Genomic DNA, 18,001 nt, shown 5'->3' with positions numbered 1-18,001 from the left:
CTAGGCCAGTGGAGGCGAGCAGGAAAGCCAGTGTGCCGATTCCGCCCTCGATAAGGTCGATTCACGGCAGTACTCAACCACGCTGGGCGGCCTGGATCGCGGTCAGGGCGATGGTATAGACGATGTCATCGACCAGGGCGCCGCGGGACAGGTCGTTCACCGGCTTGTTGAGGCCCTGCAGCATGGGGCCGACGCTGACCACGCCAGCGCTGCGCTGGACCGCCTTGTAGGTGGTGTTGCCGGTGTTGAGATCGGGGAAGACGAAGACCGTGGCGCGGCCCGCCACCGGTGAATCGGGCGCCTTCTGACGACCAACGCTCTCGATGGCGGCGGCGTCGTACTGCAGCGGGCCGTCGATGCACAGCGAGGGCTCGCGCTCTCGGGCGATGCGCGTGGCCTGGCGTACCTTGTCCACGTCGGCGCCGCTGCCGGACTCTCCGGTGGAGTAGCTGATCATGGCCACTCGGGGTTCGATGCCGAAGGCCGCGGCGGAGCGAGCGCTCTGGATGGCGATCTCGGCCAGGGCCTCGGCGTCCGGATCCGGGTTCACGGCACAATCGCCATAGACCACCACTTGCTCGGGCAGCAGCATGAAGAAGATCGACGATACCAGTCGATAGCCTGGTGCCGTCTTGATCAGCTGGAAGGCCGGGCGCACGGTATTGGCGGTGGTGTGAATCGCTCCGGAGACGAGACCGTCCACCTCGTCCTCGGCCAGCATCATGGTGCCGAGCACCACGTTATCCTGTAGCTGGTCCTTGGCGGTCAGTGTGTTGAGCTTGTCGGGGCGACGCTCGACCATCGGTTGCACATAGTCCCGACGGATGTCGGCGGGGTCGAGGATCTCGAGGTCCTCGGGCAGCTCGATGCCGCGCTGGCGGGCGACCTCCTCGACTTCCTCGCGCCTTGCCAACAGCACGCAGCGGGCGATCCCGCGCTGCTGGCAGATCACCGCGGCCTCCACGGTGCGTGGCTCGCTCCCCTCGGGCAGCACGATGCGCATGCTCGCCTGCTGGGCCAGCTTGACCAGTTGATGGCGGAAGGCAGCCGGGGACAGCCGGCTCGGATAGCCGCGGCTGAGGCTCTCCTTGAGCCACTGCAGATCCAGGTGGCTGGCGACGAAGCGGGTTACCTGCTCGGCCCGCTCCGGATCATCGATGGGAATGTCGTTGGCCATGCGATCGAGATGCTGGGCCGTTGTGAAGCTGTCCGAGTCTACCGCCATCACCGGCAGTCCGCTGCGCAACGCAGGCCGGCAGAAGTCGATCATGGCGTCATCCGGCAATTCGCCGTGGGACAGCAGGATACCCGCCAGCGGCACGCCGTTCATGGTCGCGAGCGCCGCGGCCAGCAGGATGTCGTCGCGATCTCCGGGGGTGACCAGCAGGCGCCCGGGACGGAACACGTGCAGGGCATGGGAGGCGCTGCGCGCGCACAGGCTGGTGCCCAGCACACGGCGGCTGGCGGCCTCGCCTTCGTGCAGGAAGCGAGCCTCCAGGGCGCGGGCGACGTCCAGCACGCGTGGCGCGGAGAGTGTCGCATGCCAGGGCACAGCACCGATCAGATGGAAGCGCTCACTGCCCAGGGCGGGCAAGTAGCGGCGCAGGCTGGCGACCAGTTGCTCGTCACGCTGGGCGGTGACCTCGGGGGCCGCCAGGGAGCTGGAAGCCTCGCCGTCCGGCAGCGGACGCAGCCGCATCAGGATACAGCCCAGGGTGCGCGACGAACCGGTGCCATCGAATGCCTGGGCATGCATGTCGAGCCGTTCCGCCAGGTCCTGGGGGTCGCTCAGGTCGCCGTCGGCGACCAGGATGGTGCGCGCATTGAGGGCATGAGCCAGCTGGGCATTGAGCTGGGTCGCATAGCTGCTGTGCTGGCTGGGTGCCAACCCTTCGATCACCACCAGCTCGGGGACCTTGCCAGCGTCCGGTGAGGCGACCCGGGCATGGCGCTCCACGGCCTCCTCCATCAGCTCGTCGGTGCGATCTTCACGCAGCAAGCGCTCAAGCCGTGCCTGGTTGAGCGGTGCCGGGGTTGCCAGGCCCAGGGTGCTGCTCGCCAGGGCACAGGAGCGATCCGGCCCGTTGCCATTGAGTTCATCCTGTCGGAACGGCTTGAGAAAGCCGGCCTTGAGCCCGAGGGTGTCCAGTGCCCGGATAAGGCCGAGGCAGGCCGACGTCAGACCGATGCCACTGTCGGTGGGTACCAGCAGCAGGTTGCGGGGCTCGGAACGATGGTCAAGCGGGGTCATGGTGGCTCTCTTGCAGCAGCTGGCGGGGTTGCTCGGCGATACGCCCCCCTTCTACCGGGTCGTACATCGACATCCCTGGATGGTTTGACATTGACTTTAGTCTAACATGGCGATGCAGCCGTTGGTTACATACTCGAGCGGCACCCATGATGGTCGGCCGCATCCTTGCTGGGCCGATCCGCCACACCCTCCACGGAAGCCGTGATATGTCGAACCCCGATACCGCCTCAGCGGCCCACGCTCCCTTTCCCAGGCCTCTGGCGCTGCTGCTGATGTGCGGCATGGCGACACTGTTCGCCTCCAACCATGTGGCCGCCCGGGTCGCCTTCGACGCGGGTACCGGACTGCTGCTGGCGATCCTGGTGCGCTCCGGCGTGGCACTGACGATCCTGGCTTGCCTGATGGTGGTACAGCAAAAGCGCTTGTCGCTGCCGGCGGGCACACGCTCATGGCAGCTGCTGGTTGGCCTGCTGGTGACGGTGCAGAGCCTTTGCCTCTATTCGGCGGTGGCGCGCATCCCCGTGGTGGTGGCGCTGCTGCTGATGAACACCCTGCCGGTCCAGCTGGCGCTGCTCAGCTGGGCACTGGGCGGCTCCCGGCCTACTGCACGAGCCGCCCTGATCATGGGCGTCATCCTGGTCGGCCTGGTGGTGGTGCTGGACGTGCCGGCCTGGCTTGGCGAGCCAGAGGCCATGGGGCCCGAGTGGCTTGCCGGGGTAGGATTCGGCCTGGCTGCTGCCTCGGCCTTCGCCTGCGCACTGTGGATCACCGAGCATCGTCTCGCCGAGGTGGGCAGCACGCTGCGCACCCTGCTGACCATGCTCACGGTTCTGGTAGCCATGCTGGCGGCCGGGGCCCTGGAGCTGGTACCGGGCGGCTTGACGCTGCCGCTCTCGCTGCACGGTTGGATGGGGCTCGCGGCCCTGGGGCTGTTCTATGGGGTAGCGTTCTCGACGCTGTTCATCTTTGTTCCCCGCCTGGACATGGCCCGCAATGGGCCGGCCATGAACATGGAGCCGGTGGCGGCTCTGGTGCTGGGCTATGTGGTGCTGGGACAGGCCCTCTCGCCGGTGCAACTGGTGGGCGGCGGCATCGTGGTGGCGGGGATCCTGGTGCTGGGGTTCTCGAAACGAGCGTAAGGGGGTGCCAGTGGAAGGGGGCTGGCGGGAACATCTTGCACTTTCGTCTAGGCTATACCAGAATGGTCTGTGTAAAAGGAAACACTGTTTCCTAACCAGGAGGTTACCCCCATGAAGACTCTCACGATTTCTGCCGTTTCCGCTGCGCTGCTGCTGGCCGGAGCTGCGGCCCACGCCCAGGGCAGCCCGATGAACTACCAGCCGAGCCCCTATCTGGGTGGTGACGTGCTGTTCTGGGAGCTCGATCAGGACAGCGGCCGTGACTTCGACAGCACCGGCCTGCGCCTGCGCGGCGGCGTGGCGTTCAACGACTACTTCGCCCTGGAGGGCCATCTCGGTACCGGCGGTTCGGATGGCAACGTTGAACTGGATTATCTGGCCGGCGCCTATGCCAAGGGCATCGTGCCGATCGCCCCGGAATTCCGCCTCTATGGGCTGGCGGGTTTCACGGAGGTGGACATGGACGTGGGCGATGAGAGCGGCTTCTCCTACGGTGCCGGTGCCGAGTTCGACGTGGCGCCGAACCTCGCCGTGGGCGCCGACTACATGCGCTATCTGGACGAGTCGAACTACACCTTCGATGCCGCCAGTGTCGGGGTGACGTTCCGCTTCTGATGTTTCTGCAATGACCAGCACCGTGGCACGAAACGCGCCCCGTCGGAAAACCGGCGGGGCGCGCTGCATTTGTGACGTTCCGATCGATCTCTAGTCGGTGCGGTCCAGCCCCATCTGCCAGAAATCGACCTCCAGGCGCGTGGCGTCGCGGAACACCGTGCAGAGCTCGGCAAAGCGCGCCGGGGTGACGTCGGCCAGGCGGGCGTCGATCCATTCGAGTTCGGCATGCATGGCCGACTGGAAATCCTCGCTCTCGTACATGGCGATCCAGGCGTCGTAGGGGTTGGCCTCGCCACGCAGGGTGGAGGGTTGAGCATTCAGCCAGTTGGCGATCTCGCCGTAGCCCACCACACAGGGAGCGAGGGCCACGTGCAGGTCGAGCAAGTCGCCGCGGCTGCCGGCATCCAGCACGTAACGGGTATAGGCGAGGGTAGCGCGTGCCTCGGGCAGATCGGCCAGGTCGGCCTCGGAGATGCCCCATTCCTGGCAGTAGCCCACGTGGAGGCCGAGCTCGAGATCGACGATGGCCTTGAGCCCCTCATGGGCCTGGCGCAGATCGGCCAGGGTGCGGCTCTTGTAGGCGGCCAGCGCATAGGCGCGGGCGAAGTGGATCAGGAACAGATAGTCCTGCTTCAGGTAGTGACGAAAGGCGTTCTCGTCGAGGGTGCCGTCGCCCAGGTCGCGCACGAAGTCGTGCTCGATATAGGCACGCCAGTCGTCCTGGCAGGCGGCAGTGAGATTGCTGAAACGATAGCCCATCTTGTCTCCGTTAGGGGGTGTCGATTCGGTGGTTCGGCTACTGCCTGATCGCTTCCAGTTCGAGGATCAGTTCTACCTCGTCGCCGACCATGCCATTGTCGACCCCGTAGGTCATCCCCCAGTCGCTGCGGGCGATGGTGGTGCGTGCCGATAGCCCCAGGGTGTGCTGTCCGTGGCCAAAGGGGTAGACGTCGGCCTTATTGAGCGTGACGTCCAGCGTTACCGGGCGGGTCTCGCCAAGCAGGGTCAGTTCACCCTCCAGGGTGCCCTCGCTGTCGCTGTGCGCCTCGAAGCCGGTCACCTCGAAGACGATCGTCGAGTAGCGACCAGCGTCAAGGAAGTCATTGCTGCGCAGGTGATTATCGCGCTCCTCATGGTTGGTGAAGACGCTGTCGGTACGGATCTCGACGGTCCCCGAGTGCAGCTGTCGCGTCTGCTCGTCGTAGACGAATTCGCCCCGGCCTTCCAGAAACATGCCGAGCGTGTCCGCGTAACCGACGTGTTCGGTCATGAAGCCGATGGAAAAGTGCTCGGGATCGATTTCATAGGTACGTGGTTCGGCAACGGCCGATGCTATCGAGAGGGCACCCAGGGTCAGGACGAGCCCAGCAACGATCGGCAAGGAGGGGTGTCGGGTATGAGGGAGAAGCGAGGGCATGAGGGTATCCTTTTCGATTCATGAGTGGCTGCCGGTCCGACAGCCCTCCGGCCGTCTTGTCGAGGCATGCCGGTAAAGCCAGCAGATATCGACCATGAAAGACCCGGCCAGGCCGACCAGGGCGCTGCCCGCCAGCCAGTTCGTGGCCGTGGCGCCGGCAAGGGGCTGCAGGGCGATCATCAAGGCGGCCACTTGCCAGACGCAGATGGCCTTGCGTCGACGGCTCTCGGGCAGGGCGGCGGTCAGCCAGGTCAGCTTGAGGCCGGCCATGACAAAAGCGTAGCGCATGGCACCGATGGCCAACACCCAGGGGCCTGCCTTGCCGAGCAGCAGCAGGGCCAGGCACAGCACCAGAATCAGCCAGGCATCGAGCTCCATGTCGAAACGTGCCCCGAAATCGCTCTGCGTGGACGTGCGGCGTGCCACCCAACCATCGACGCCATCCAGCATCAGGGCCAACAGGGCCAGGGCGCCAAGGGGCGTCGCGTACCGGGCCAGCAGCTCGGGGTCGGCCAGGGCACCCGTCAGCAAGGCAATCAGTAGCCCCCGCCCCAGGGTGAGGCGATTGGCCCAGCCGAGATGTCGCCAATGGAAAGGGACGAAGGCCAGGATGAGGCCGGCCATCGCCAGGTAAGTGATCATTGCCAGCAGGGGTACCCAAGGGCTCGCCTCTGTCCATGACCACATCAGGGCCGTCGAGGCCAGCAGGCAGAGGGCCCCCAGGAGCAGGTCGCGGAAAATCGGTATGGCTTGCCTCCTGGTAGGCTTGGTGTCTGATTGACAGTATTGCATTGTGCACCCCAATATTGTTGTATCAATATTGTAGAAGAATGAGCACGCAGCCAATAGCCTCGCGCGAACGTGTGCCCAGCATTGATGTCGCTTATCACGTCTCTCTGTGCCCACTGACGTTTCTACCACGGATCATGCCATGCCCTATGCAAGTGCGACTGCCTTCTGGACCCTGGCACCGGGTCAGGGCGCCCTGCGAGAGCAGCCGGTGCCCACCCCTGGCCCCGGCGAGGTGGCCATCAGGACCCTGTTCAGTGGCATCAGCCGCGGCACGGAATCGCTGGTATTCGAGGGTCGGGTACCGGAAAGCGAGTGGCAACGCATGCGGGCCCCCTTTCAGGAGGGTGACTTCCCCGGTCCGGTCAAGTATGGCTACGTCAGCGTCGGCATCGTCGAGGCCGGGGAGTCTTCGTTGCTGGGACGCGAGGTGTTCAGCCTGTTTCCTCACCAGGACCGCTACGTGCTGCCAATCGATGCCGTGACGCCGTTACCCGAAGGTCTGCCTGCGGCCCGTGCCGTGTTGGCCGCCAACATGGAAACGGCCATCAACGGGGTCTGGGATGCCGCCCCCGGGGTGGGCGACCGTATCACCGTGATCGGCGCCGGGGTGGTGGGCACCCTGGTCGCCTGGCTCTGCGCGGCGATTCCCGGCACCCGAGTGTGCCTGGTGGACGTGTCGCCGGGCCGAGCCGAACTCGCCGATGCGCTGGGTATCGATTTCTGCCTGGCCGAGCAGGCGCCCGCCGACAATGACCTGGTGGTCCACGCCAGCGGCAATCCCGACGGGTTGCGTCTGAGTCTGACCCTGGCCGGCGACGAGGCCCGAGTGGTCGAGATGAGCTGGTACGGTGACCGCGGCGTGAGCCTGCCGCTGGGAGAAGCCTTTCACTCCCGGCGGTTGCGCCTGGTCGGCAGCCAGGTCGGCCGCCTGCCCGTCGAACGGACTCCGCGCTGGGATCATCGCCGCCGTCTGGCGCTGGCGCTGGATCTGCTGCGGGACCCGTGTCTCGATTTGCTGATCAGCGGCGAGAGCGATTTCCAGGAGCTGCCCGCCCTGATGCCTCGGCTTGCCGCCGCCTCGGGCGACGTGCTCTGCCATCGAATACGCTATCCGACCCTTTCCTGACACGAGTCTCTTGCCTTATGTACCGTCTGAACGTTCGTGACCATTTCATGATCGCCCACAGCTTCCGCGGCGACGTCTTCGGGCCCGCTCAGCGCATGCACGGTGCGACCTATGTGGTCGACGTGACCTTCCAGCGCCGCGAACTCGATGACGATGGCCTGGTCGTGGATATCGGCATGGCTGGCGAGGCCCTCAAGACCGTGCTCGCCGAGTTCAATTTCCAGAACCTGGATGAGGTGGAGGAGTTCCAGGGCCGCAATACCACCACCGAGTTCATGGCGCGGGTGATCTTCGAGCGACTCGCCACGGCCATCCAGCTCGGTCACCTCGGTGAGGCCGCCATGGGGCTCGATTCCCTTTGCGTGGCGCTGCATGAATCGCATGTCGCCTGGGCCAGCTACGAGGGCGAGCTTTGATGTCTCGGGAGGCAATGCCGGAACTGACCCTGATCGTCGCCGGGGATCCCGATCAGCGGACCGGCGGCTATGTGTACGACGCCCGCATGGTGGCGGAACTGCGCAGGCAGGGGTGGCGGGTCGAGGTGATGGGGCTCGCGGGGTGTTTTCCGCTGGCGGATCAGACGGCCCGCCATAGCCTTTCAAAGGCCCTGGCGACGTTGCCCGACAACGCCCGGGTGGTCATTGATGGCCTGGCCATGGGTGGCCTGCCGGATGAAGTCGAGCGACATGCCGAGCTTCTGCGGATCATCGCGCTCGTCCATCACCCCCTGGCCGACGAGACCGGCCTCGACGTCGCCCAGCAGAAAGGTTTTCGCGACAGCGAGACCCGGGCGCTGGCCGCGGCCCGACGGGTGGTCGTCACCAGCCACCACACCGCACGCGCCCTGCGAGATTACGGCGTACCCGAGGATCGGCTCCGCGTGGCCGAACCCGGTGTCGACAAGGCCGCGTTGGCCGGCGGTGCCCTGGATCATGTGGATAGGAGTCGCCCCTGGCGGCTGCTCTGTGTCGCGACCCTGACGCCCCGCAAGGGGCTTGGTGTGCTGGTCGAGGCACTGGCGGGTCTCACCGACCGGCCCTGGGTATGCAAGGTTGTCGGCAGTCATGAGCGTGATGCCGAGCATGCGGCCGCCCTGATGGCCGAGACACGTCGCCTGGACATGGCCGAGCGACTGGATTTCGTGGGCGAGCGGAATGCCGATGAGCTGGCCGAGGCCTACCGTCAGGCCGATCTCTTCGTGTTGCCCTCCTTCTACGAGGGCTACGGCATGGTGGTGACCGAGGCGCTGTCCCGGGGGCTGCCGGTGATCACCACCACCGGCGGGGCACTGGCCGACACTCTGCCGCCCGAGGCGGGCATCGCCGTGCCCCCCGGCGATGCCGACGCTCTCCGCCAGGCGCTGTCGAGCTGGATGGACGATGCCGATGTCAGAGACCGCCTGCGCCACGGTGCCGTTCGGGTCAGGCAGGGACTGGCCGATTGGCAGCAGGCGGGGCAACGCTTCGCGGTCGCCCTGGAGGACATTCCCGAGGCGACGATAGGCGCCGCGGCGCAACCTGAACGGAGGCAGCCGTCATGAGTGCCTCCACCGCCCACGACATCTTCTCGGCCGAGTGGCTGGCGTTGCGGGAAGAGCTGGATGCCCGGTCGCGCAGCCATCGCCTGACCGGGCTGGCTGCGGACTGGCTCAACCAGCACCCCACGCCCCATGGCATCGTCGATCTGGGCAGCGGCAGTGGCAGCAACCTGGGGTTTCTGGCTCCGCGCCTACCGGGTCTCCAGCGCTGGCGACTGGTCGATCATGATGCCCGATTGCTGGTTCATGCCCGACGGCGAGGCGCCCTGCTGCGTGACAGCGCAGGGGCTCGTATCGAGCTGGAAACCCATTGTCGCAGCCTGAGCCCCATGGATCGGGCGCTTCTCGCCGATGCCGATCTGGTGGTGGCCTCCGCGCTCTTCGACCTGATGTCTCGCGCCTGGGTGGAATCGCTGGTGGCCGCCTGCGCTGGCCATGGTCAGGCTCTGCTGCTGAGCCTCAGCGTGGACGGCGACTGGGCCTTTCTGGATCACCAGGGCGCGCGCGTCGAGGAGAGCGAAGATATCGCGGTGCGCACGCTCTTCCAGACCCATCAGCACCGCGACAAGGGCCTGGGGCCAGCGCTGGGCGGTGAGGCGCCCGCGGTGCTGGCCAGCACCCTGCTCGCCGCCGGTTTTCGGGTCGAGAGTGATGCCGCGCCCTGGCACCTGGCGGCCGGGGACGCCGCCCAGCGAGGCCTGGCCGAAGCCCTGGTCACCGGCTGGCACGACGCCGCCATTGAACAGACGCCGACGCAGGCGGCTCGCCTCGGCGCCTGGCGCGACCGGCGCCTGGCTGACATCGATGCCGGGGAGCTGGGCGTGACGGTGGGCCATCGTGACCTCTTCGCCTGGCCGGCGGCGCGGGGATAACCATGTTACAGGCTCGATCCTCTCGTCTGTGGCGGCCCCTGGCCAGTCTGCTGCTGCTGGGCGGACTCTGGGTCTGGCTCGAGCCGGGGGAAGTGATCGACGCGGTCGGTCCCCTGGCCCCGGGCTGGATACTGCTGGCCCTGGCCTTGACGCTGCCACAGATGCTGCTTTCCGCCTGGCGCTGGCGGCTGACGGCGTCTCGGCTCGAGCTGCCGATGAGCTGGGGGCGTGCGCTGCGGGAATACTACCTGGCCATGTTCCTCAACCAGGTGCTGCCGGGTGGGGTGGCCGGGGATGCCGCCCGGGCCTGGCGCCACTCCCGGGTCAGCGGTCGGCGCGGTAGTGCCTGGCGGGCGGTGATCATCGAACGCGCCTCCGGACAGTTCGCCCTGCTGTTGCTGACGTTAGTCGTCATCGCCCTGTCACCGTTGTGGCAGGGGCTGATCGCTGGGGCACTGGCGAGTCTGTCCTCGCCGGGCTGGCTGATCGGCGCAACGCTGATGCTGGTCATTGGTGTGCCGGTCGCGCGTCATCTAGTGGGCCAGCCGCCAGCGGTACTCGCCGGGCTGGGAGAAGACCTGCGGCGTAGCCTGCTGGCGTCCTCGGTCTGGCCACGACAGCTCCTCGGGTCCCTGCTGGTGGTCTTGAGCTATGCCCTGGTGTTCGTCTGTGCGGCGCGGGCGATCGGTGTCACGCTTCCCCTGGCCACCCTGCTGTCGCTGGTGCCGCCGGTCCTGATCGCGATGTTGATTCCCCTGTCATTGGCGGGCTGGGGGCTGCGCGAAGGCGCGGCGGCGCTGGTCTGGGGGCTGGCCGGGCTGGCGCCGGCCGAGGGGGTGGCGGTGTCGATGGCTTACGGGTTGCTGGTGCTGCTGGCGAGCCTGCCCGGGGCGCTGTTCATGCCGGGTCTGGTCCGCCGCGTCGCTACGTCACCGTCGGGCCCCGAGGGATCAGGTCCGGGTGAGGTCCAGGTCGAAGAGGGTGTCGTCGCCGCAGCGGAAGGTTCGTGCGACGGGACGACGCGCCTGATCCAGGGTAGCAATGGGCGTCATGGCAAGCCCCGGCCGGCCGGATCCGATCAGCAGCGGTGCCACCAGCAGGTGCAGGCGATCGAGTACGCCGGCCTCCAGGAATCTCGACACCGTGATGCCGCCGCCCTCGATCAGGACGCGCTGCAGTCCCCGGGCGGCAAGCGCATCCAGCACGGCCGCGGGGGCGAAGCCGCCAGTTCCCGCCGGCAGCCGCAGGCGGATGACATGGTCGGCGGCAGGCTGGGCGGTATCGACCTGCTCGCCGACGAGGTGCAGGCAGGGCGCCTGAGCCTCGCTCAGCAGACGGATCGTCGTCGGCACCCGGCCCCGCGGGTCCAGGATCACCCGTACCGGCTGGCGCCCGCTGACATGGCGCACCGTGAGCAGGGGATCGTCCTCGCTGGCGGTGCCGGCGCCGACCACCACGGCGTCCACCAGCGCCCTCAGCCGGTGCAGGTGCGTCCGGCTCTCGAGGCCGTTGATGTAGTGGGAATGTCCGCTCTCGGTGGCAATGCGGCCATCCAGGCTCTGGCCAAGCTGGGCCAGGGCCAGTCGGCCGGGATGCATCGCCAGCGGGGCCAGGTTGTCGAGCAGTTCCCGGGCATCATCACTGGCAGGAATGTCCGACGTCCATCCGCTGGCCGTCAGGCGCAGCGGGCCCTCCCTGTATACCGATGCCTGGCTGCGGGTCAGGCTCTCACGGGCTCCACAGAGGGCCCGCCAGGCGATCGTCTGGTCAAGGGTATCGAGGGTCGGGGGCATGAGGGCTCCAGGCCTGGGCAAAGCAAACATCATGCGCAGTCCGCCTCGGCGGAGCAAGGCGTGCCAGGAGGGCACCATGCATCAGGTTGAACGGGCCATCTTCGATCTTCGACGCGGGCTACCGGTGGTGATCATCGACGGGGACACTCGCGTGCTGGTCCAGGCCATCGAGGGGGCGGGTGAGGACACGGTGTCATGCTTGGCCGGACTCGCGGGTAACACGCCTTCGCTGGTCCTGAGCCGCCACCGCCTGGCGGCGCTGGGTGAGCCGGACGTCCGCCGCCTGGCCCGACTCCCCTTGACGGAGGGCGCCGGTCGCCAGCGGCTCGTCGATCTGGCCTTCGGTTTCACGCCGGAGGTGACGGCAGGGCGAGGTGAACTGGCCAAATGGCGTCGTTCGCTGGAGCCAGCCCAGCCGGCCGATCGGGCGGCCCTGGCGCTGATGCGCCGGTCGCTGCTGATTCCGGCGGCGCTGGTGGCCCGCGTCAGCGAGGCGCAGCGGCCCGCCGTTGACGCCCGTCTGGAGGAGGGTTCCTGGCTTGCGGTCCGAGCGGATCAGGCCGAGCAGTGCCTGGAGGGGGGAATGGGCATGCTCAAGCGCGTCAGCGAGGCGCGGATACCCCTGGCGGATGCCTTCGACTGTCGCTTTATCCTGTTTCGCGAACCCGACGGACTGCGCGAGCACGTGGCCGTGGTGATCGGCGAGCCCGGTAATGGCGACGCGGCGGTGCCACTGCGCCTGCACTCGGCCTGCCTGACCGGCGACCTCTTCGCCAGCCTGCGCTGCGACTGTGGCGAGCAGCTACGCAATGCCGTGGCCGATATCCAGGCGCTGGGCGGCGGCGTGCTGCTCTACCTGGCCCAGGAGGGGCGAGGCATCGGGCTGGCCAACAAGCTGCGCGCCTATACCCTCCAGGACAGCGGCCTGGATACCCTGGATGCCGACCAGGTCCTGGGGTTCGGTGAGGATGAGCGACACTATGGCGTGGCAGTGGACATCCTGGATGCCCTGGACATTCGTCGCGTGCAACTCCTCACCAACAATCCGGGCAAGGTCTCGGCCCTGGCCGAGGGCGGTATCGAGGTGGTCGAACGCCAGGCGCTCTACGGCAGCCTCAACGATCAAAACCGCCGCTATCTGAGCGCCAAATCGGAACGCGCCGGCCACCTGCTCGATGCGGTGTTCAACGGCGAACAGGACTCGAGCGCCGGGCCTTGAGTGGGGCCGCTAGCGGCCGAGGGTGTCGCCGATCTCCCTGCGCTGGGTCTCCTGCAGGATGCGGGCGATGCGCTTGCCGCAGTGCGTGACCAGGCGCTTGCCCAGCTCGACAGTGCCAAGGTGAGCGTTGCCCACGACGCCCGCCGGGTGCAGATCCTCGGCCAGCCAGGCGAAGGCGGCTTCCCCCTCCGGGCCCAGCAGCAGTCCTTCCTCGGCCATGGCTTCCCCCCGCGAGCACGGGTGATCCAGCTGGTCGAGGCGGACCCTGTGCGGGGCCAGATGGCGCATCATGGCGGTTTCCAGAGCGCCCCCGTGCAGCCCATGGCGCAACTCCTCGGCGGGCAGACCGTCGTCGGGCAGGGGGAGCATCCGGGTGTAGTGAACCTTGACCACCAGCATGCCGTGCCGGCGGCGCAGTCGCAGAGCGGCCAGGTCCATCACCGCCTTGTTGCCGCCGTGGCTGTTGATCAGCACCAGCCGTTCCAGGCCGGCCCGTGCCACGGCGTCGCCATGTGCCTCCAGGGTCGCAATGGCCAGTTCCGGCGGCAGGCTGAGGGTGCCGGGAAAGCTCAGGTGTTCATCGCTGGCGCCCACCGCCATGGGCGGCAGGATCACCAGGGGGAGGGTCTTGGGCAGGTGGGTCAGTGCCTCTTCCAGCAGCCCCTCGCCGATATCGAGATCGGTGGAAAGTGGCAGATGGGCGCCGTGCTGCTCGATGGCACCGACGACCATCACCGCCACGGTCTCGCTCGGCAGGGACGACAGCTCTCGGCTGGTGAGATCCTGCCAACGGGGACAAGCGGTCGGCTCACTCATGGGGTAGCGTGCTCCATGTCGCGTTCATCATCGATATGACGTGCGTAGAGATCGCCCGAGGCCAGGCCGTCCGCGCCTGCGGCCAGCCAGTCGCGCGTGGCCGACGGTGGGCGCCACGTTGTCCAGGCGAACCGCCGACCCTCGCCGGCGATGACGTTGAAGCGATATTCGCCCAGCTCGGCCAGTCGCACCACGCAGCGGTCGGCCACCTCCAGGGCGCCGGCGACGAACTCCACCGAGATGCCGGCGATGGGCCGGCTCAGCCCGGCCAGCACCTCGGCCTCGAAGCCCTCCACGTCGATCTTGCAGAAGCGCGGCAGCCCATGGTCGCTGATCAGCGCATCCAGGGTGGTGACGGGAACGCGCAGGCGGCCCTCCCAGCGCACCTTGCGAAAACCGGGGTTGCGCTCGCCGATCTCCTGGCGCCACTCACGGGCCAGGGTGGACACCGTGGGTGTCGCCTCGCTCACTGCCAGTTCGGCCTCGCCGGGCGCCGCTCCCGCGGCGCAGGGGAGCAGGGTAATGCCCTGGCGTGCTCCTACCAGGCGCTCGAGCCAGTTGAAGAGGACCGGCTGGGGCTCCAGCGCGACCACCCGGGCGCCCAGCCCGTGGAAGGCCGCGGTGCGATCACCGAGGTGGGCGCCGATGTCGAAGGTCAGGTCGCCGGGCCCGATGAAGTCGGCATAGAGCCGTTGCAGTCCTCGCTGGCGGCCCGGGCGCCAGTAGATCACCAGCGATCGCGCCAGCCCCAGGCCGCGTGACAATCGGCGGGTCGCGGCGACCAGCCGGGTGGACGCGATGGGGGCTCTGGTATGCTTCATTCGGGGTTCGCCTTGAGGGGGTGGCCGGTCCGCGCAGAGGGTGACGTGGAGGTCGTTCGCTTCGCGGGCGCTGCATCATTCGACGCCGGGGATTGCCGGGGTGGCCAGCGGGAAAACGATTGCACCGGCATCTCGCCGGGGTCTTCCGGCGGCGGGGGCATCGGGTGAGCCTCGGGCGCGCTCGGTGAGGCCGTGGACAGCCGTTGCAGCACGGTGCTGGGCATCATCTCGGCCGGAACCCTCAGCAAGCCCGCACGATAGAGTCTGCGGCCAAGGGTGAGGCTGCTGGTCACCTTGATGAGTGGTGCCGCCATCAGCAGGCCCATCCAGACCGGTGAAAGCCACCAGAAGAACAGGGGGGCGAACAGGTAGGTCGTTGTGGCCCACGCCGCGCCGATGAGGGTCGCAAGCCAGGTGTATCGCACGGCCGTTCCCCAGGGCACCGACCGTCCCTCGCGGACCTGGGCATCCCAGCTCACCGGCCGGCCACCGAGCACACTCAGGATGAACCCGCTGTGGAGCAGCATCATGACCGGGGCGATCAGGATGGCGATACCGATCTCCAGCAGGGTGCTCGCCAGCAAGGGAGCCCTGCCTCCGAAGGCGGCAGGGCGCTGAATGAACGCCAGCAGGAATCCCAGCACCTTCGGCAGCAGCAGTACCCCCGCCGTGCTGATGAGCAGCGGCATGATCAGCTCGGGCGTGGCAACGGGCCAGTCGGGGAAGAGCTGGTAGCCGGCACGGAAGAAGTCATGCTGGCCCTGGGCCCGGCCGATGGCATCCACGGTGCTGATCACCAGCATCAGCCCCCACAGCAGCGAAGTCAGGTAGGCCAGCGCGCCAAACAGGAAATGCAGGCGGTTCATGGGGTGCAGGCCCGCCGCCGCGAGCAGCCGCAGATGCTGCAGGTTACCCTGGATCCAGCGCCGGTCGCGCTTGGCGAATTCGAGGATATTGCTGGGCACTTCCTCGTAGCTTTCGCCGAGACGGGTATCCAGCTGGACCTTCCAGCCCGCCCGGCGCATCAGCGCCGCCTCGACGAAGTCGTGGCTGAGGATGTCGCCGCCCAGCGGCGGCTTGCCGGGAAGCGCCGGCAGGCCGCAACTGGCCATGAAGGCCCGGGTGCGCAGGATGGCGTTGTGTCCCCAGAAGTTCGCGGCATGGCCTTGCCAGAAGCACTGCCCGGTGGCGAGCAGGGGGCTGTGAAGCGCGGCGGCGAACTGCGTGAAGCGTCCGAACACGCTGGCCGAGCGAACCGGGATGGGGACCGTCTGGATCAGGCCGATGTCGGGGTCGGCCTGCATGGCATCGACCAGCGACACCAGGGTCCTGCCTCCCATGAGGCTGTCCGCGTCCAGCACGACCAGGTAGTCATAGCGATGGCCCCAGCGGCGACAGAAGTCCGCCAGGTTGCCGGCCTTGCGACCCTGGTTGTCCTCGCGGCGACGGTAGTGGACCACCAGCCGAGGCGCCAGCCGCTGCTGCAGGCCGGCGATGGCGGCCGCCTCGCGGCGCGCGATCTCGTCGTCCCGGGTATCGCTGAGCACGAACGCCTCGAATCCCCGGGCATGGGACTGTTCGAGAAGCGAGAGACAGGTGCTTTCCAGGCCCGCCGCGACACGCGCGGGGTCCTCGTTGCAGATGGGCATCACCAGTGCCGTGCGATGCTCGCCCGGCTCGGGAGTCGACGGCGGGGGAGCCAGGCGGGTCAGACTCAGGGGATCGCGGCGTGTCAGCTGCAGCACGAAGCCGATGATGGCCGTCCAGAAGGCGATGGTGATCCAGCCGAAGGTGATCACGAACAGGCACAGCACGATGCCCTGTAGGGCCGTGATGCCGTTGACGCGCAGGATCTCGAGCATGGCCCAGCTGCCCAGCAGGGTCGTGGCCAGCACCAGCAGGGCGACGCCTGCCTGCCGTGCGGCCAGCCATGGCATCCGAGTCGAACGATCAGCGGAGTTCATCGGGGTTCCAGACATAGTTCCAGGTTTCACTCATGGGGGCGTCACGCAGCATCAGCCGAAGACGCATGTCCATGGGTATCCTTCCCTCGGGCTGTATCCTGAAGGAGGCGCGCCAGGTCTGGCCATCAGGAAGGCGTCGTACCTGGAGCTCTCGAGCCTCGCCGCTAGAGACCACAAGCTCGGCGTCGACCGGGTGACTGGCGTCCAGGCTGGAGAGCTCACCCCCTCGGAAGTCGACCACGAACTGCCGACGGCTGCGCGGCGGCGGGTCATTCTGGCCCGGCACCGCCCCCCATCCCTGTCGGGTGCGCACTGTACTGGCCAGCCTCTGCTCGGGACGCTCGGCATCGAAGGTGGAAAGCCGGTAGCGATACGTCCGTGACCCACCGGCCTCGAGCATTTGCTCGGGCAGCCAGTAGGCGGCGATGTTGTCGTTGGTCTCCGACTCGCTGGGTATCTCGACCAGCTCCACGCTGCCCGGCCCCCAGTCGCCGAGCGGCGCGATCCAGTAGCTGGGGCGCCGCTCGTAGCGAGATTCCATGTCCAGGTAGCGGTCGAAGTCCCGGTCGCGCTGGGCCAGGCCGAAGCCACTCGGGTTCGCGTCCTGAAGCCGGGTAATGCGCAGCTCGCCCGGGTTGTTCAGGGGGCGCCAGATCCACTCGCCGGCATGGGTCTGCATCAGCAGACCCTGGGAATCATGGACCTGGGGCCGGAAATCGTCGGCCGGGTAGGGGCTGACGTCGCCGTGCATGAACATGCTGGTCAGCGGGGCGATGCCCAGCTTCGCCACATCGCGGCGGGCGAACAGCCGGGCTTCCGTCTCGATGTCGATCTGCTCGCCGGTATGCACCCGGAAATGGTAGGCCCCGGCCAGCGATGGGCTGTCCAGCAGTGCGACAATGTCGATACGGGTGGCGTCCGGGTCGGGCTTCATCAGCCAGAACGCCGTGAATGCCGGGAACTCCTCGCCCCGGGAGGCCGCCGTATCGATGGCCAGGCCACGAGCCGAGAGGCCATAGCCCTGATCACGGCCCACCACGCGAAAGTAGCTGGCGCCCTGGAAGAGCAGGAACTCGTCGTGATAGTCCTCGCGGTTGAGGGGGAAATGCAGGCGAAAACCCGCGTAACCGGCGCCACTCAGGTCTTCGTTCTTGAGCGGGGCGGCTGAGCCATCATAGTGAAAGAAGGACGACTGGAAGGGCAGGTCCCGCTGCTCGCCGTTCTCGACCAGATGCAGGCGGACCGGCCGCTCGAACAGGAAGCCGGTGTGGAAGAGCTGCACCGAGAACAGCGTCTCGTCCTTCCAAAGGGCGGCTTCAGGGCGAAAGCGGATTGCGCGGTAGGCGTCGTAGTCGATATCACGCAAGGCCTGGGGCAGATCGCCGCCGCTTTCCTCGTAGGGTGAGGCCGCAAGCTGTCGCGCGCGCTCCGTGACCTCCTCGAAGACGTCGGGCAGGCCCTGCGCAGGGGCGGCCCAGGTCGCAGGCGTGATCAGCGCGATGAACAGGCTGATGGCCAGCCACCGTAATGGAGGCAAGGGTAGTGACACGAGTGGGTGCACGGGTTGATCCTCCTTGAACGATGTCTCCCGACGAGATGATTACAAGGTCGACAGCCGGTTGCCAGGACGCAACTGTAC

Annotated in this window: 16 protein-coding genes and 1 pseudogene; 8 read left to right on the top strand and 9 right to left on the bottom strand. The window is 67.4% G+C overall.

Annotated features, from left to right (window positions below):
* Window positions 1–73: 73 nt before the first annotated feature.
* A complete protein-coding gene (gene pta / locus HALO32_RS14870) occupies window positions 74–2,251 on the bottom strand; it encodes a phosphate acetyltransferase (protein WP_151444683.1) in 2,178 nt (725 codons plus the stop codon).
* A gap of 206 nt (window positions 2,252–2,457) precedes the next feature.
* Here pta and HALO32_RS14865 point away from each other — a divergent pair, with 206 nt between their 5' ends.
* Entirely contained in the window at window positions 2,458–3,390 is a 933-nt protein-coding gene (locus HALO32_RS14865; RefSeq protein WP_151444682.1) for a DMT family transporter, read from the top strand.
* A gap of 111 nt (window positions 3,391–3,501) precedes the next feature.
* Window positions 3,502–4,005, top strand: coding sequence for a porin family protein (locus HALO32_RS14860; RefSeq protein WP_151444681.1), 504 nt, complete (start codon window positions 3,502–3,504; stop codon window positions 4,003–4,005).
* Window positions 4,006–4,095: 90 nt separating this feature from the next.
* Here the strand turns inward: HALO32_RS14860 and tenA are convergent, their stop codons facing one another.
* The 3 genes from tenA to HALO32_RS14845 are packed head-to-tail and all read right to left on the bottom strand — an operon-like array spanning window position 4,096 to window position 6,109.
* Window positions 4,096–4,764 (bottom strand): thiaminase II, encoded by a 669-nt coding sequence (gene tenA / locus HALO32_RS14855; protein WP_151444680.1) that lies wholly within the window; start codon window positions 4,762–4,764, stop codon window positions 4,096–4,098.
* A 37-nt stretch (window positions 4,765–4,801) separates the two neighbouring features.
* The gene (locus HALO32_RS14850; RefSeq protein WP_151444679.1) at window positions 4,802–5,422 is read right to left on the bottom strand and encodes a YceI family protein; all 621 of its coding nucleotides are present in this window, start codon (window positions 5,420–5,422) and stop codon (window positions 4,802–4,804) included.
* Window positions 5,423–5,440: 18 nt separating this feature from the next.
* Window positions 5,441–6,109 (bottom strand): CDP-alcohol phosphatidyltransferase family protein, encoded by a 669-nt coding sequence (locus tag HALO32_RS14845; protein ID WP_225810071.1) that lies wholly within the window; start codon window positions 6,107–6,109, stop codon window positions 5,441–5,443.
* A gap of 244 nt (window positions 6,110–6,353) precedes the next feature.
* Between HALO32_RS14845 and HALO32_RS14840 the strand changes: the two genes are divergently transcribed.
* From HALO32_RS14840 to HALO32_RS14820, 5 genes and pseudogenes are all read left to right on the top strand, one after another.
* On the top strand, window positions 6,354–7,340 hold the full coding sequence (locus tag HALO32_RS14840; RefSeq protein ID WP_151444677.1) for a zinc-dependent alcohol dehydrogenase: 987 nt from the start codon (window positions 6,354–6,356) through the stop codon (window positions 7,338–7,340).
* Window positions 7,341–7,357: 17 nt separating this feature from the next.
* Entirely contained in the window at window positions 7,358–7,756 is a 399-nt protein-coding gene (locus HALO32_RS14835; RefSeq protein ID WP_151444676.1) for a 6-pyruvoyl trahydropterin synthase family protein, read from the top strand.
* Window positions 7,756–8,880 (top strand): glycosyltransferase family 4 protein, encoded by a 1,125-nt coding sequence (locus HALO32_RS14830; protein ID WP_225810069.1) that lies wholly within the window; start codon window positions 7,756–7,758, stop codon window positions 8,878–8,880. The genes HALO32_RS14835 and HALO32_RS14830 overlap by 1 nt, the downstream gene beginning before the upstream one ends.
* A complete protein-coding gene (locus HALO32_RS14825) occupies window positions 8,877–9,749 on the top strand; it encodes a class I SAM-dependent methyltransferase (protein ID WP_151444675.1) in 873 nt (290 codons plus the stop codon). The genes HALO32_RS14830 and HALO32_RS14825 overlap by 4 nt, the downstream gene beginning before the upstream one ends.
* 2 nt (window positions 9,750–9,751) lie before the next feature.
* Window positions 9,752–10,621: pseudogene (locus HALO32_RS14820) on the top strand (lysylphosphatidylglycerol synthase transmembrane domain-containing protein); the annotation flags it as partial.
* 78 nt (window positions 10,622–10,699) lie between these two features.
* Here HALO32_RS14820 and HALO32_RS14815 read toward each other — a convergent pair.
* On the bottom strand, window positions 10,700–11,347 hold the full coding sequence (locus HALO32_RS14815) for a RibD family protein (protein ID WP_225810073.1): 648 nt from the start codon (window positions 11,345–11,347) through the stop codon (window positions 10,700–10,702).
* A gap of 271 nt (window positions 11,348–11,618) precedes the next feature.
* Here HALO32_RS14815 and HALO32_RS14810 point away from each other — a divergent pair, with 271 nt between their 5' ends.
* Complete coding sequence (locus tag HALO32_RS14810) at window positions 11,619–12,761, top strand: GTP cyclohydrolase II (RefSeq protein WP_151444674.1); 1,143 nt, start codon at window positions 11,619–11,621, stop codon at window positions 12,759–12,761.
* 9 nt (window positions 12,762–12,770) lie between these two features.
* Here the strand turns inward: HALO32_RS14810 and HALO32_RS14805 are convergent, their stop codons facing one another.
* From HALO32_RS14805 to HALO32_RS14790, 4 genes are read right to left on the bottom strand one after another with little or no spacing between them, the layout of a single operon-like run.
* The gene (locus tag HALO32_RS14805) at window positions 12,771–13,577 is read right to left on the bottom strand and encodes a creatininase family protein (RefSeq protein ID WP_151444673.1); all 807 of its coding nucleotides are present in this window, start codon (window positions 13,575–13,577) and stop codon (window positions 12,771–12,773) included.
* Window positions 13,574–14,398 carry an FkbM family methyltransferase gene (locus HALO32_RS14800; protein WP_151444672.1) on the bottom strand — a complete coding sequence of 275 codons (825 nt, stop codon included), beginning with the start codon at window positions 14,396–14,398 and terminating at the stop codon, window positions 13,574–13,576. Before HALO32_RS14800 ends, HALO32_RS14805 begins: the two co-directional genes overlap by 4 nt.
* Window positions 14,395–16,362: a glucans biosynthesis glucosyltransferase MdoH gene (mdoH, locus tag HALO32_RS14795; protein ID WP_225810067.1), complete on the bottom strand. Its 1,968-nt coding sequence runs from the start codon at window positions 16,360–16,362 to the stop codon at window positions 14,395–14,397. The genes HALO32_RS14800 and mdoH overlap by 4 nt, the downstream gene beginning before the upstream one ends.
* Window positions 16,349–17,923 carry a glucan biosynthesis protein gene (locus HALO32_RS14790; RefSeq protein WP_225810065.1) on the bottom strand — a complete coding sequence of 525 codons (1,575 nt, stop codon included), beginning with the start codon at window positions 17,921–17,923 and terminating at the stop codon, window positions 16,349–16,351. Before HALO32_RS14790 ends, mdoH begins: the two co-directional genes overlap by 14 nt.
* Between the last annotated feature and the right edge of the window lie 78 nt (window positions 17,924–18,001).

Origin of the sequence: Halomonas lysinitropha, assembly GCF_902500215.1 — a bacterium.
In the GTDB taxonomy this organism is placed as follows: Bacteria; Pseudomonadota; Gammaproteobacteria; order Pseudomonadales; family Halomonadaceae; genus Halomonas; species Halomonas lysinitropha.
Note: the sequence above shows the minus strand (reverse complement) of the source record. Positions and strands in the feature narration are given on the sequence as shown.

Excerpts from the sequence above, each read along its gene's own strand:
- pta (WP_151444683.1), bottom strand. The coding sequence starts at position 2,251 with ATGACCCCGCTTGACCATCGTTCCGAGCCCCGCAACCTGCTGCTGGTA.
- HALO32_RS14845 (WP_225810071.1), bottom strand. The coding sequence starts at position 6,109 with ATGTGGTCATGGACAGAGGCGAGCCCTTGGGTACCCCTGCTGGCAATG.
- HALO32_RS14850 (WP_151444679.1), bottom strand. The coding sequence starts at position 5,422 with ATGCCCTCGCTTCTCCCTCATACCCGACACCCCTCCTTGCCGATCGTT.
- HALO32_RS14830 (WP_225810069.1), top strand. The coding sequence starts at position 7,756 with ATGTCTCGGGAGGCAATGCCGGAACTGACCCTGATCGTCGCCGGGGAT.
- tenA (WP_151444680.1), bottom strand. The coding sequence starts at position 4,764 with ATGGGCTATCGTTTCAGCAATCTCACTGCCGCCTGCCAGGACGACTGG.
- mdoH (WP_225810067.1), bottom strand. The coding sequence starts at position 16,362 with ATGAACTCCGCTGATCGTTCGACTCGGATGCCATGGCTGGCCGCACGG.
- HALO32_RS14800 (WP_151444672.1), bottom strand. The coding sequence starts at position 14,398 with ATGAAGCATACCAGAGCCCCCATCGCGTCCACCCGGCTGGTCGCCGCG.
- HALO32_RS14805 (WP_151444673.1), bottom strand. The coding sequence starts at position 13,577 with ATGAGTGAGCCGACCGCTTGTCCCCGTTGGCAGGATCTCACCAGCCGA.
- HALO32_RS14860 (WP_151444681.1), top strand. The coding sequence starts at position 3,502 with ATGAAGACTCTCACGATTTCTGCCGTTTCCGCTGCGCTGCTGCTGGCC.
- HALO32_RS14810 (WP_151444674.1), top strand. The coding sequence starts at position 11,619 with ATGCATCAGGTTGAACGGGCCATCTTCGATCTTCGACGCGGGCTACCG.
- HALO32_RS14835 (WP_151444676.1), top strand. The coding sequence starts at position 7,358 with ATGTACCGTCTGAACGTTCGTGACCATTTCATGATCGCCCACAGCTTC.
- HALO32_RS14815 (WP_225810073.1), bottom strand. The coding sequence starts at position 11,347 with ATGCATCCCGGCCGACTGGCCCTGGCCCAGCTTGGCCAGAGCCTGGAT.
- HALO32_RS14865 (WP_151444682.1), top strand. The coding sequence starts at position 2,458 with ATGTCGAACCCCGATACCGCCTCAGCGGCCCACGCTCCCTTTCCCAGG.
- HALO32_RS14825 (WP_151444675.1), top strand. The coding sequence starts at position 8,877 with ATGAGTGCCTCCACCGCCCACGACATCTTCTCGGCCGAGTGGCTGGCG.
- HALO32_RS14840 (WP_151444677.1), top strand. The coding sequence starts at position 6,354 with ATGCCCTATGCAAGTGCGACTGCCTTCTGGACCCTGGCACCGGGTCAG.